At 57.2% G+C, this 12,758-nt stretch carries 13 protein-coding genes; all 13 read right to left on the minus strand.

Annotated features, from left to right (window positions below; genetic code table 11):
• Window positions 1–8: 8 nt before the first annotated feature.
• Window positions 9–1,004, minus strand: a complete 996-nt coding sequence (locus ACRWA7_RS25960; protein WP_438393144.1) for an ABC transporter substrate-binding protein — start codon at window positions 1,002–1,004, stop codon at window positions 9–11.
• Between the two features lie 103 nt (window positions 1,005–1,107).
• A complete protein-coding gene (locus ACRWA7_RS25965; RefSeq protein ID WP_438393146.1) occupies window positions 1,108–1,944 on the minus strand; it encodes a GntR family transcriptional regulator in 837 nt (278 codons plus the stop codon).
• Between the two features lie 12 nt (window positions 1,945–1,956).
• Entirely contained in the window at window positions 1,957–2,556 is a 600-nt protein-coding gene (locus tag ACRWA7_RS25970; protein ID WP_438393148.1) for a UbiX family flavin prenyltransferase, read from the minus strand.
• Window positions 2,553–3,578 (minus strand): ABC transporter substrate-binding protein, encoded by a 1,026-nt coding sequence (locus tag ACRWA7_RS25975; RefSeq protein WP_438393149.1) that lies wholly within the window; start codon window positions 3,576–3,578, stop codon window positions 2,553–2,555. Before ACRWA7_RS25975 ends, ACRWA7_RS25970 begins: the two co-directional genes overlap by 4 nt.
• 42 nt (window positions 3,579–3,620) lie before the next feature.
• The gene (locus tag ACRWA7_RS25980; protein WP_438393150.1) at window positions 3,621–5,216 is read right to left on the minus strand and encodes a UbiD family decarboxylase; all 1,596 of its coding nucleotides are present in this window, start codon (window positions 5,214–5,216) and stop codon (window positions 3,621–3,623) included.
• A gap of 33 nt (window positions 5,217–5,249) precedes the next feature.
• Complete coding sequence (locus tag ACRWA7_RS25985; RefSeq protein WP_438393152.1) at window positions 5,250–6,788, minus strand: class I adenylate-forming enzyme family protein; 1,539 nt, start codon at window positions 6,786–6,788, stop codon at window positions 5,250–5,252.
• Entirely contained in the window at window positions 6,778–7,626 is an 849-nt protein-coding gene (locus ACRWA7_RS25990; RefSeq protein ID WP_438393154.1) for a VOC family protein, read from the minus strand. The genes ACRWA7_RS25985 and ACRWA7_RS25990 overlap by 11 nt, the downstream gene beginning before the upstream one ends.
• Window positions 7,623–8,060 (minus strand): PaaI family thioesterase, encoded by a 438-nt coding sequence (locus ACRWA7_RS25995; RefSeq protein ID WP_438393156.1) that lies wholly within the window; start codon window positions 8,058–8,060, stop codon window positions 7,623–7,625. Before ACRWA7_RS25995 ends, ACRWA7_RS25990 begins: the two co-directional genes overlap by 4 nt.
• Before the next feature lie 15 nt (window positions 8,061–8,075).
• A complete protein-coding gene (locus tag ACRWA7_RS26000; RefSeq protein WP_438393157.1) occupies window positions 8,076–9,077 on the minus strand; it encodes a zinc-binding dehydrogenase in 1,002 nt (333 codons plus the stop codon).
• 101 nt (window positions 9,078–9,178) lie between these two features.
• Window positions 9,179–9,988 carry an ABC transporter permease gene (locus ACRWA7_RS26005; protein ID WP_438393159.1) on the minus strand — a complete coding sequence of 270 codons (810 nt, stop codon included), beginning with the start codon at window positions 9,986–9,988 and terminating at the stop codon, window positions 9,179–9,181.
• 22 nt (window positions 9,989–10,010) lie between these two features.
• Window positions 10,011–10,787, minus strand: a complete 777-nt coding sequence (locus ACRWA7_RS26010; RefSeq protein ID WP_438393160.1) for an ABC transporter ATP-binding protein — start codon at window positions 10,785–10,787, stop codon at window positions 10,011–10,013.
• On the minus strand, window positions 10,784–11,620 hold the full coding sequence (locus ACRWA7_RS26015) for a GntR family transcriptional regulator (protein ID WP_438393161.1): 837 nt from the start codon (window positions 11,618–11,620) through the stop codon (window positions 10,784–10,786). The genes ACRWA7_RS26010 and ACRWA7_RS26015 overlap by 4 nt, the downstream gene beginning before the upstream one ends.
• 78 nt (window positions 11,621–11,698) lie before the next feature.
• Window positions 11,699–12,748, minus strand: a complete 1,050-nt coding sequence (locus ACRWA7_RS26020; RefSeq protein ID WP_060818858.1) for a porin — start codon at window positions 12,746–12,748, stop codon at window positions 11,699–11,701.
• Window positions 12,749–12,758: the final 10 nt, after the last annotated feature.

Consider the following 12,758-nt stretch of genomic DNA (forward strand, 5'->3'; position numbering starts at 1 on the left):
CCGCCCGGTCATCGGGACTTTTCAGATTCCAGGTAAGGCTGCTGATAGAACAGTCCTTGAGGCAAATCCCCCTTCAGCGTGCCAGCGGATTTAAAAACCTCGAAGGTACGTTTAAGCGTCGCAATGTCATCCGGCTTGAAGGACACTGTATTCATGCCGCCCCAGTGATCGCTGTAGAACATGGCGCCCTGATCGCTCATGTTGCTCGCCTCTTTGAGGATTGCCTTTACCGCGGCTGGATCATCGGTGCCGAACTTGAGCGCCTGACGCATGGCGGTTATCACCTTTGCAGCATCTTCGGGATTTGCCTTGAGCCATTCGTCGCGCATTACAGCAACGCCAATATAGGGAGGCGTAGTGGATTTGGTCATTTGTTGCCATTGCGCCGCAAGCGTTGTAATGACTCTCAACTTGCTTGCACTGTCCGACACCTGCGCAATTGTGGTGGGACGGAGCACGGCCGCATCGACATTTTTCATCTGCAGGAATTGCGCGAGGCGTGGTTCGTCGCCTGAGACAAGTCGATAGTCCGACTGCTTGAGCCCCTGGTTACCTTCCAGCACGGCCGTGGCGACGCCAGTCGTCGCGCTCCCGACCGGCGACATGCCAATCTTTTTGCCGCGCAGTTCTCCTAACGACTTGACAGGTGAACTGTCCAGCACGGCAATTTCGGCGTCGACAATCTGTGTGGCCGCGATGATGCGTACAGGCGCGCCCTGCTGGCTCATGCTCAGCGCACCCGCGAGGCTGGCGCCGAACGCCAGGTCAATGGCGTTCGAAGCCAGCGCGGTGGTTGGGCCATTGACATCGGGGAAATGAAAAAACTTGACCTGCAGACCCTGTTTTTCGAAAAACTTCTGAGCCTCGAGAACTGCACCGAATCCAAGGCTGATTCCGCTTGTCCAGTAGCCAACACGCAGTTCTGTTGCCGCCGCCGGATTTGCCACACCCAATATGACGGCAAACGCAAGACAGGTTGCACGAATGATCCGCAAAGAGTTCATGGATACAAGGCACGCATAGTGATGTTTCGTTAGACATCCTGACCGAAACGCGAAGCGTGCCGGATCTGTACAGCGAAAACCAGTCGCATCAAATATTTACCCGCTATCTCCCAAGCGCTACGAGCGGAGTATGGCCAAGGTCTTGCCTGATGCTCTTGAACACGCGGTCCATTGTCATCTCACGGAATCTCTCAATATGACGACGTGTGATATCGGCCGCAAGTTTGCCGTCCCCGGCGACGAGCGCGTCAACAAGCTGTCGGTGATCATCGGCAATTTCGGGGCTGTCGCCTTCGTCAGTGAAACCGAGTGCCACCAGCCGCGTCATTTCGTCCAGGAGATTTTCAATGCTGCGTGCAAGACGCTCGTTGCCGGATGCCGCCGCAATCACCAGGTGAAATTCCCGGTTGGCATCGAGAAAAAAACCAATGCGATTTCCGTGATTTCTGGATGCCTTGTTTGCGCGGCCCGCTTTGTCGATACGCATCAGTGCCTTTCCGTCCACGTTGCCAGCGGCAAACCGCGCCGCTTCGGGCTCAAGGATCAGCCGAAGCGAAAACACTTCCTCAACGTCCTTCAATGTGATCGGAACAACCGTATAACCATGTCGCGGAACCGAGCGCACCAGCCCTTCATGCGTCAGCCGCACGAGCGCAAGCCGGCACGTGGACTTGCCCACCTGATATTGCTCCATCAAGGCGGCTTCGGTCAGCATGCTCCCAGGCGGGACCGAACAAGACAATATGGCCTGCCGCATGGCGAGGTAAGTTGACTCGCCGAGCAGTTTGCTCTCGGCACCTGGTTTTCCCGCACTCAACACCTTGCCTGACATCTTTCCATTCCTTATCGCCTGACTTCTACGATGCTTACCAGATTCTGTAGGCACCTCACAACCACGACTCCATTCTAGAAGAGCGCCATCGGGAAGTAAAGATCGCAAAAAATATTGTGATCAGGCGGCGGTGCCGTCCCACCGCCTCACCGTGCGCGTGTCTACATCGAAAAGATCGAGCACGCGGCCAAGCGTGTGATCGACCATTTCTTCCACGGATGCCGGCTTCGCATAAAACGCAGGAACCGGAGGATAAACAATCGCGCCCGCTTCTGTTACCGCTGCAAGGCTGCGGATATGCCCGGCATGCAACGGCGTCTCACGCACCATCATCACAAGACGCCGGCGCTCCTTCAGCATGACGTCCGCGGCACGGGACAGCAGCGAACCCGTGCATCCTGTCGCAATCTCCGAGAGCGTCCGGATGGAACATGGCGCGATGATCATGCCGTCAACGCGGAATGATCCGCTGGAGATTGCCGCACCAATATCCGTGTTCGGATAGGACACGTCGGCGAGCGCCTGGACATCGGCGAGGCGCATGTCCAGCTCGTGTGAGAGTGTGACCTGCGCCGACCGGGATACCACCAGATGAGACTCTATGTCGAGTTCCCGCAAAAGCCTGAGCAACCGGACTCCGTAAATGGCACCGGAGGCGCCGCTTAGCCCTATGACGAGACGCATGCGGCGTGACGCGACGGCGCGCTCCGTGAGTGTCATGGCTTGGCTCCCGCCATCATCTTTTTGGCGCTCTGATAGGGCTCTGTGACAAATACGTCAGCCGGGAGCGTTCCCTTGATCGCGCCGCTTGCGACGAAGATCTGCTGCTCGCGTTTCAACGTATCTATATCGATAGGCTCGAAGGAAATACTGTTGAGTTCGTCCCAGTGCGCCGCATAAATTTTCGCATCCGCGGCAGGAAGGTTTGCTACTTTCTGCAAGATCGCGGCGACCTGATCGGGATGGGCGCGGCCCCACGTAATGGCGCCTTGAACCGCGACAATAAACTTCGCGACCGTCTGCGGATCACTCTGCACGAGTTCGGCACGTGCCGCGGCCACCCCCAGGTAAGGCATCGCATTCGACTTCGTCAGCTTGTGCCATTCCTCCACCATGGTGCCGAGGCGTCGCGTCTTGACTTCAGTCAGTTGCGCTACGGTGACCGAGCGCAACGCCGCTGCATCGACTTGCTTTTGCATCAGGAACTGGGCGAGCCGCGCCTCATTGCCGGGCACAAGCGCGTAGTCGCCCGCACCCAGGCCATAGTTGGCCTTGAGCACCGCGGCTGTCATCAGCGCGACCGAACTTCCAGACGGAGACATGCCCACTTTCGTTCCGCGCAGGCCGGCCATTGATTTGATGGGCGAGTCTTCCTGAGTCACGAAGGTCACGTCAGCCGGCGCGGTCGCACCGAATATCTTGATCGGCACGCCACTCGCCGCAATGCTGAAGCCGCTTGCCGCGGCGACGCTGAAACTGATGTCGATTACATTTGCCGCGAGTCCAGTGGCTGGCGCGTTGACTTCCGCAAAATGGACGAAGCGTGCGTCTGTGATACCCGCCTTCTTTAGAAAATCGCCCGTCTCCAGCACCGCACCCAGGCCAAGGCTCACGCCGCTCGTCCAATAGCCAATCCGCAATGGCACTGCCTGGACAGCGGTGCACGCCAACATGGCGATCAACAATGCCGCGCATTTCATCCGTTTTTTCGCTTGTATCATGGTCAGCCAAATGTTGGTCACGACGCCGCCAGCGTGGCGTCGAAAAACGATGGAGAGATTGCGCTAGCGGCGCGAGGGCGGCACTGCGTCAAACCGCGATCCGCGCACGCACAGCTTGCCTTCAGCCGTCTTCCACAGCCGCTGCTGTTCGTGCAACTCACCGAGCGCACGGGCGAGCGTCCTGAAGTCGTACTTGGAAAGGCGCTCGGCGAGCGCCGTGTAATAGAGCGGCATCTCCTCCAGCACGGCGAGCGCCTCCGCAGCGGCAGCAGCCAGTTCTTCGGGCCCACACACATGCTCCGGGTCGGCCTTGCCCGCGAGATAGTCTGCAATCAACGCCGTATCGGCATACGCATACGAAATGCGCTCGTAACGCTCATGCGGAATGCCTTCGGAAATCGTAGCGTCAACACCGACCTTTGCGCCGGTAGGGACCATTCCCACGGGTGTTATTGGAAGACTCGGGTCGAGGGGCTTCGCTCGCGCGCCAGGAATGATGATCAGGTCGCGATCGCCCTGGACACGCGTGGCGATCGCCCACTCGACCTGCTCGCCGTTGAAGACGTCAATGTCGTCGTCCACCACCACCACATGCTTGAGATCCATCACCGAGAGCGCGGCGAGAAGCGCGTTCTTGCCTTCCCCTGCCTGCTTTTTGATCGATACCACCGCATGCCAGAACGCCCTTCCGCCCAACGTCACGTTGATGTCCTTGACCTGGACCCCGGCCGTGCGCAACGCGGTACGGATTGCCTGATATCGCGTTGGCGCCGCGAGCCAGGTGTTTTCCCAGGGCATGTGCAGCGAGTAATACATTGCATCGCGCCGGTGCATGATGGCCTTGATACGAACATTCGGGTTCCAGTGCAACCCGCCCATTAGCGCGGTAAATTCGCCGAAGCGTCCCTCGGGTTGTGTCCATCCCGTTGGCATGATCTCCGCCTCTATCACAATCTCGGAATCCGCAACGTATGGCAAGTCGACTGTCTCGCACTGCGCAAGCTCCACTGCCGCGCCGCGAATGCCGCCTGCGATCGCCATCTCATCCACGCCAATGGGTGCACGGTATCCCGCACCCATGATCTCGACCGGATGATTGCCGATCGATATGGAAATCGGACAGGGGCGCCCTTGTTCATAGGCTCGTTGTGCAAACATGCGCATATTGTTTGGTGTCACGATATCTATGCCGCTCAGCGCCTTCTCCTTCACCATGAAGCGGTAAATGCCGCTATTGAGTCCGTAATCCGGATCACGCGACATCACAATGCCAGCGGTAATCATGGGACCACCGTCGAAGATCGACGACATGGGAATGGGCAGGCGGAACAGATCGACGTCGTCGCCCTTGTAAATCACTTCTTTTGTTTTTGATGTCTCCACGTATCGCGGAGGAATCGGATTGCGAATGCCCTGATCGAGCATGTGTTCGATCTGCCCATACGTCTCGCATCCCATGGCCATCATTGCGCGCTTCTGCGTGCGTATGATCCCGGAGAGCAGCGGCATATCGTAGCCAATCACGTTGTGAAAAAGCAGCGCCTGACCGGATTGATCGACCAGCGTCCCGACGTGACGGATATCGACGGGCTGGGTAATGTCAACAAGCTCGCCAGAGGCGCGCAGCCGGTCGAGAAATTCACGGAAATTCTCATTCATATCGCAGTCCTGATAGTGATGTTCATTGATTTATCAGACGTCACCTGAATCGTGCAATGACGCAATGGCGGTGGCTTTCAGCGTTGCCCGGTCAACCTTGTTGGTGGACGCAAGCGGCAATGCATCTACGAACCACACCCGCCTCGGATGCTGGTAGGCCGGCGCGTGATCAAGCGCGTGCTGTTTGACTTGCGCCTCGGTCAGCAACGAACCCGCGCGCCGCACGACAAACGCAACGGGTTTGGTTCCCTTTATGTCGTCGTCGACCGGCACTACACACGTCTGGACTATGTCGGGATGAGTCTCCAACACGTGCTCGACTTCGCCCGGAAAAATATTCTCGCCGCCTGAAACAAACATGTCGTCCGCCCGTCCGACGAACGAATAGAATCCCATCTCATCACGATGAAACACGTCGCCCGTGATGTAAAAACCATCGTTCGTGATCGGCATCGCGAGATCGGGCCGATTGTGGTAACCCAGCATTACCGCGGGGCTGCGCATGGCGAGCACGCCGGTAGCGGGCCCGGCAGAGGGTGCCTCGAGAAGCCGCACGTCGACTTCAGGGTGCGGATAGCCAACGGACATCGCTGGCGGCGTCAGGCCAGCAGGGTGAGGTCCAAAGACAATGGGGCCGCCTTCGGTAGTTCCATACACATTGGTCAAACGTGCATTGGGCAAGACCTTTTCTATGTTGGCGAGCAGGCTTTCGCTAACCGGCGCCGAGCCCATCCGGATGAACTTGACCGACGACAGATCCGTGCGGGCAAGCAGATCTTTCTCCCGCAGCATCATGGCGATCATCGGCGGGACAGAGGTCAGCCAGGTCACCCGATGCCGCTCTATCGACGAAATATACTTGCGCGCGTTGAATTGCGGCAGCATGACCACGGTGCCATGTCCGTGCAGCGCCATCAGTACAAGCGTCAGCGCGTTCATGTGATACATGGGCGCAGCGACAAGAAAGCGATGTGACTCGGGCGGGTGTGCATTTGCGCGCGTCATGGCCACCCAAAGGTGGCTGGCATGCGAAAGCATCACGCCCTTTGGCTTCCCCGTCGAACCCGACGTGTACAGGAACATTGCGGGATCTTCCGGTGCGCACTTCACCGCCGAGAACGGCCCGGGATCGACAAATGCGCTGAGACCTTTTTCAGTGTCGTCGCCGAATACAACGCTCGCGAGATCGTCCGGGACGTCTGGCAAGCGGGCTTTGTCGCAAAAGACAATCTTGGCGCCGCTGTCGCGCATGACGAAGGTCGACATTGCTGACGGGAACTTGAAATTGACCGGCACGGCGACCAGCCCCGCCCGCATGATGCCCAGCAATGCCGCCACGTAGGGCGCGCAGTTGGCCGCCAGTATTGCCACACGATCACCACGGCGAAGCCCGTGCGCGGTCAGAGCGCGCGCCACGCCATTCGATAACGCGTCGAGTTCGCCGTAACTCATATGCGTCTCAGGGGAACTCTCGTCAGCCCCGGTTATGTCGCTAACCTCAATCAACGCAATCTTCTCAGGCTCCGGGATCGGCCCGATCAGATCGCCCAGGTTCTGAAGACTAGACATCATGTACCGCTCCAATGAATTCGATCACGACATTGAGGTCGCGCAGAAACACGACGATTGATGCGTCGCCAGTGGCAGGGTGTATCGAATCCGCATAATCGACTTCGCACAGGCGACCGGTCTCCGCTTCCAGTCTTGTCCTGACATCACGCAGGTCCTTTACTACTACTGTTAGTGATCCAAAATAACTGTCCCGATCCGCGCGTTTGCAGCTCAGTTCACCGTACCGCGCCGCGTAATCGGCCTCGCCGAGAAAACTCAGCGTGAATCCAGGTACGCAGATACCGACCGCCAGTGCGTATCGCCCGGCGTCCGCCGACGGATCGCGGCCCACTATGACGAGTTCAAACAATCCACTCGCCCCGTTAGGATGAGTTGCCCACTCAGGCCGAAAAACCCATTGCGGAGTGAGGTGCTCGCAAAAGTAAATCCTCCCGCCAGGCACTTCTCCCGCGAGCAACCGCGTTGTCCGGAAACGTGCCGTTTCTTTGCGTCCGTCTATTTCAAGCGGGCGCGTGAACGCCTGGGGCTCGCTTGCCCGCACACCCGCGCCAAGAAGGCACGCATACGTTGCCTGCGCATCGTCCGTCTTGTAGACAAGGCCATCGAGACCAAGACGGCTTTCAAGAATCTCCTTTCGCACCACGGTCGCGCCTACGGGCAGACCCACAAGCTCGAGGTAGTGATCCGAAAACATCATCAGATGATTGACCGAACCCAGCGAGTGATATCCCCGTGGAGTAAGAGTGAAGCCGAGCATCGAAAAACATGCGGCCGCCGCATCGGTCTCGAACAACGCGTTCACTACAACGTGATCGAGTACTGCCGAGCCAGCTGTCATGGTGCTTTTGGAGCGGGCAGCGGGACCGTGGAATAGACGCCACGGCCGCTGGCAAGCAGTACACCTGTAGCATCAAATACGCTTGCCTCGGCGACTGATATTGCACTTCCAAACTTGATCACCTTGCCTTTGGCAACGAGATCGCCCGGCATGGCTGCGCGGTGATAATCGACCCTCAAGTCGATAGTCGGCACGCCCCGCCCCGTCCTGGAAACCAGCGCCCAGTCAGCCGTCAAGTCCACGAGCGCAGCGAGAATGCCTCCGTGCGTGTAACGCCGCTCGGGGTTCACAACCCAGTCCTCTCGCCACTTTGCGCCAATTTCGATCGTCCCCTCGCCCATGCTGATTACATGCAGACCGAGCCATTGGTGATATGGCCCGCGCGTGATCATGGCTTCGACCTGTTCTACACTGATAATCTGATTATCCGACATGCGTGTTTCCGTCAATTAAGGAGTAACGACGATCTTGCCGAGCACTTCACGATCGCGGATCATGCGTAACCCTTCTGCCGCCTGCTCGAGCGGAAGCACCTTATCGATCTGAACCGCAATCTTTTCGGTCCGGATCAGTTCCATGAGTGCTGCAAGGTTGTCGTCGTAAAAGCTGTTCGAGCCAATCACGCGAAGCTCGAAGCTCCAGATGTAGCGCAAGTCTTCCTTGGGGTCATGACCGGCGGTGGCGCCGCATACCAGCAGGCTGCCGCCCCGCTTGATGCATTTAAGCGAAGGTGCCCAGGTGTCTCCTCCCGTGAAGTTGATGACAACGTCCGCGCCGCCTTCATAGGTTCGGCGTTGCGGCTTTCCGTATTTTTCAATGACCCACTTCGAGAAGTCGACTTCCTTGTAGTTGATCACGTGATCGGCACCAAGCTCCTTCAAGCGTTCGGCTTTATCGGCACTTCCAGCCGCTGCGACAACTTCTGCGCCCAGCATTTTCGCGAGCACTACGCATCCAGTTCCTACTCCCCCGCTTGCCCCAAGAATTACAACGCGGTCGCCCGGCTTGATGGTGTTGTGCGTGACGATCATCCGGTGCGCCGTGCCATAGGCCACCGGCAGCGACGCGGCTTCTTCGAAACTCACCCCATCGGGCATGGCAATCAACTGATCCGCCGACACAAGGCAATATTCCGCCATCCCGCCGTCAAGCATCTCGCCCATCAAACCTTTCTTCTTGTTCAACGGATTCACCAGGACGCGCGCGCCCCGCTCCCATCCTTGAACGTCGTCGCCAATTTCAACAATTTCACCCGCCATGTCCAGTCCGATGACGATAGGGAATGGCACCTTGATTCCCGGCATTCCCTTGACGGTAAAAACGTCGTGGTAATTAAAGGACGAAGCGCGCACGCGAATGACCACATGCCCTGGCACAACTGTTGGCACGGGTTTTTCGACGACTTTCAAATCGTCCACGTCGCCATGTCCATTGAGAACAAGCGCTTTCATTGTACTTTTCATAGTATTCCTATTTAATTGATATGGACATTTGAACGTCGTATCCTTTTATGTAGAGCTAGCGCGTCGCGGCGGCTCCACATGCTTTGGATTCAAATGCGCCTTTTCCATCGAAACAAATAATTCTCCAGCGGCTTGAGAATTCCGTATTCCAGCAATACCATCAAGACGACGAGTGTGAGCGTCCAGGCAAATACCTGGTCGGTCTGCACAAGGTCGGCGGCCTGCCGAAGGCGGTATCCAATGCCATTTGATGAGCCAATAGTTTCGGCCACCAGCGATACACGCCAACCAAAACCAAAGGCAAGACGGGCTCCCGAAAAGAAGTACGGCAGCACCGTCGGTAAATATATTTTTCTCATGACCTTGGCGCGTGACATCTGAAATGAACGCGCCAACTCGACGTATTCAGCGTTGACACTCTGCGCGCCCTGCCACACGTTGGTAAGGATCAGCGGCATCGCTTCCATGAACACCACGAAGATCGTGGTCCCGTTCGAAATGCCAAACCAGATCAACGCGAAAATTGCCCAGATCGCTGCCGAAACCGTATTGAGTACGGACAGTACCGGTTCGCAATAAGTGCCTACTCTACGGTTGGACCCCAGGACAATACCGAGCGGCGTGCCAACAATCGCTGCAAGCGTAAAGCCAGCCACAACCCGATAAAACGTGATCCCAAGATCTTCGCTAAACGTACCGCTTTTGATCAGATCGAGCAGTGCTGCCCAGGTCTTTCCGATTCCAGGAAGAATGAAGGCAGGCATCCTTTGCGAAGCCAGCCACCATAGCAACAGGAACACCACGAGCAACGAAAGCCGCTGCAATGCCAGGGACATGATTTTCGCCCAACGGCTTGTCTGCGCGGGAAAATCGGAACCGGTGGAAGGAAGGGTTGCCATTGAATCGTCCTCGATATCGAATCTAAATCAGGGCGCGCACGCGGCGCACCGTTTCCGCCACATTTTGCGCAAGCGGATCACGTGGCCTCTCAAGATTGATCGGCAAAACGTCGCGAACACGTCCGGGGCGCGGTTCCAGCACCACCACCTTGTCCGCCAGCACAATGGCTTCCTCCACGTCGTGCGTAACGAACACGACCGTCATTCGCAGTTGCTCGCGAAGACGCAGCAATTCGCGGTGCATTTGTGAACGCATCTGCGGATCAAGCTTCGAAAACGGCTCGTCCATCAATAGGATGTACGGCTTGACCACCAGACTGCGAGCCAGTGCGACCCGGCTGCGCATACCGCCCGATAACTCATGTGGGTAGGCATTTTCGAAAGCTTCAAGTCCAGTCATCCTGAGCGCTTCACGCGCACGTTCGCGCCGCACCGCCGCGCTCATCGTTCCCGCCTCGAGTCCAAACTCGATATTCGCGAGAATGGATCGCCAGGGCAGCAAGCGGTCCTCCTGGAACATGTAGCTGATGACGCGCGTGTCGTGCTCGGGCGCACAGGCGGCGCCATCAACACGCACGGTGCCCTGATCGGCCGCGACCAGTCCCGCAATGATGTTCAGCAAGGTACTCTTGCCGCATCCGGAGGCACCCGCAATGGCAAGCACCGAACCCGCTGGTGTATTGAAGCTGATGTTCTCGAGAACCTTTAGTTTTCCAAAATACTTTGTCACATGCTCTATTTCCACCGCGTTGCGCACAGCGGCTGGCGCGAAGACCGGCGGTTGTGAAATCGCGTTCATGGTGTCACCCGCAGCGAGACGATCGGTGCGCCTGCATGGGTGTCACGCAAACTGGCAAATACTTTTTCCATGGTCATGTCTCTAAACGTCATCACATGTCGCAGGGCGATCTGTTCGGCGCGCTTGCCATCACCGCTCGCAAGCGCTTCAATCATCGACAAATGATCGTGCTTGATCTCAGGTTTGGTGTTTTGCACACCGAATCCAAGCGCCACCAGACGCGCCATGTCGTTCAATAGACCGCCGAGAGTCCGAACAAGCCGGCCATTACCGGACGCTTCGGCAATCGCCATATGGAATGCCGCGTTCGCGTCCATGAAAATGCCAATGCGACTGCTGATGCCAAGCGATGTATCGTCGTTGCGGCACGCTTTCTCCAGCCGGTTCAGCAGCGCGATGTCCGCCTTGCCCGCCGCAAGGCGCGCCGACAATGGTTCGAGTTGCAAGCGCAACGCAAATACTTCTTCGACGTCGCGCAGGGTGATGGGCGTGACCGAATATCCCTGGCGCGGCACGATCTTGATAAACCCTTCTTGCGCAAGCCGTTGAAGCGCAACGCGGCAGGTCGCCTTTCCGAAGCCGTAACGCGCCATCAAACCACTTTCCGTCAGCATGGTGGAGGGTACGATCACGCAGGAAAGGATGTCGTGCCGAATCACTGAACATGCGCGTTCGCTACGCAATTTGGCTTCGTTCGAGCAATCAATTAGTTCTACGGCAGGAGCGGAAGAATCTGACACAACACTTCTCCTTGGCTTGGTGAGCTGCTCACAAAAGCCATCGTGAGCAGGCGTTAAAGCAACCATAGAACAGTCATAAATAAAAAGCACCATAAAAAATTTGCGACGCTGAACACTTCACACGATTGGCGAAGCCTGCGCAAACAGACGCGACTCCCGAGCGGGCCTTACTCAGAAAGAATGAACGATACCCACCTGCGCGCCTGTCACACCTCCGCCGGCGGCAGGCGCATTGACTGTCACCGGGCCGTTTCCGATCAATCCGTATGTGGCGCCATGACGGTTCTGCAGGCGCTCCACGGTGCCGTACAGAAGCGTGCGCTTCGACAAACTGTAGAACCCGCCCACGCTGCCTTCAAAGCTGTTGCTGTTTTTTCCCGAACTATCCTGCGCATAACCTATCGCGCTAGCGAGGTAGAACGAAGGCGTGAATTTGTACGTGGCGGAAAGCGAATACACGCTGTGATATTTACCCTCCACACTTGTTGTGAGGTTTGATCCGAGATTGTTCCCACGATAAAAACCGAAAAACCCGGTGAGTTTTCCAAACACGTAACTCGCACCGGCAAACGTGGTCTTCGTCAACACTTTTCCGTTTGCTCCGTTCTGCTCGGCGTGGCTGACACCCAGATATAGCGGTCCGCGCGAGTAATCCAGACTGCCGGTGTAGACATTCAGTGCATCATGCGGCGAGGTCTGCCCTCCCGGACTCACGCTTCCGGTAAAAGTAAATCCGGCGAGGTTCGGAGAGAGGTAGGAGATCGTGTTGTCATAACGGAATGCAAACGTGGATGTGTTGTGCAGAAACGAACCGTATGTCCCGCCACTGAATGCATCGAACTTGCCGTGCATTAGCAGAAGAATCGAGTTTTGCCGTCCGAAACGGACCTCGCCGTAAGGGCTCGCAATGCCGACCCACGCTGTTCGGTTGAATGCCGATGCCGGATCGACCGCTGCGCCGCTATTCGTTTGAATTCCGTTTTCCAGGTCGAAAACCGCGCGCAGTCCCCCGCCAAGATCCTCACTGCCGCGCAAGCCAACCCGGCTTGCATATAGGCCTCCACTTTGCATGGCAGTCGCCGCTCCTTTCCCGCTGGCATTGGTGTAACCCACGTAGGTATCGAGTACTCCGTACAACGTCACGTTCGCATGCGCCAGATCTGCACATGCAAAACCCGACGCCAGAGTGGATGCCGAAAGCAGCAAACGAAATTTTTTCATGTCCATTCCA

It is taken from the genome of Caballeronia sp. DA-9 (assembly GCF_051615025.1).
Lineage (GTDB): Bacteria > Pseudomonadota > Gammaproteobacteria > Burkholderiales > Burkholderiaceae > Caballeronia > Caballeronia sordidicola.

Excerpts from the sequence above, each read along its gene's own strand:
- ACRWA7_RS25995 (WP_438393156.1), bottom strand. The coding sequence starts at position 8,060 with ATGTCGGATAATCAGATTATCAGTGTAGAACAGGTCGAAGCCATGATC.
- ACRWA7_RS26000 (WP_438393157.1), bottom strand. The coding sequence starts at position 9,077 with ATGAAAGCGCTTGTTCTCAATGGACATGGCGACGTGGACGATTTGAAA.
- ACRWA7_RS26020 (WP_060818858.1), bottom strand. The coding sequence starts at position 12,748 with ATGAAAAAATTTCGTTTGCTGCTTTCGGCATCCACTCTGGCGTCGGGT.
- ACRWA7_RS25980 (WP_438393150.1), bottom strand. The coding sequence starts at position 5,216 with ATGAATGAGAATTTCCGTGAATTTCTCGACCGGCTGCGCGCCTCTGGC.
- ACRWA7_RS25970 (WP_438393148.1), bottom strand. The coding sequence starts at position 2,556 with ATGACACTCACGGAGCGCGCCGTCGCGTCACGCCGCATGCGTCTCGTC.
- ACRWA7_RS26005 (WP_438393159.1), bottom strand. The coding sequence starts at position 9,988 with ATGGCAACCCTTCCTTCCACCGGTTCCGATTTTCCCGCGCAGACAAGC.
- ACRWA7_RS26015 (WP_438393161.1), bottom strand. The coding sequence starts at position 11,620 with ATGGTGCTTTTTATTTATGACTGTTCTATGGTTGCTTTAACGCCTGCT.
- ACRWA7_RS25960 (WP_438393144.1), bottom strand. The coding sequence starts at position 1,004 with ATGAACTCTTTGCGGATCATTCGTGCAACCTGTCTTGCGTTTGCCGTC.
- ACRWA7_RS25990 (WP_438393154.1), bottom strand. The coding sequence starts at position 7,626 with ATGACAGCTGGCTCGGCAGTACTCGATCACGTTGTAGTGAACGCGTTG.
- ACRWA7_RS25985 (WP_438393152.1), bottom strand. The coding sequence starts at position 6,788 with ATGATGTCTAGTCTTCAGAACCTGGGCGATCTGATCGGGCCGATCCCG.
- ACRWA7_RS26010 (WP_438393160.1), bottom strand. The coding sequence starts at position 10,787 with ATGAACGCGATTTCACAACCGCCGGTCTTCGCGCCAGCCGCTGTGCGC.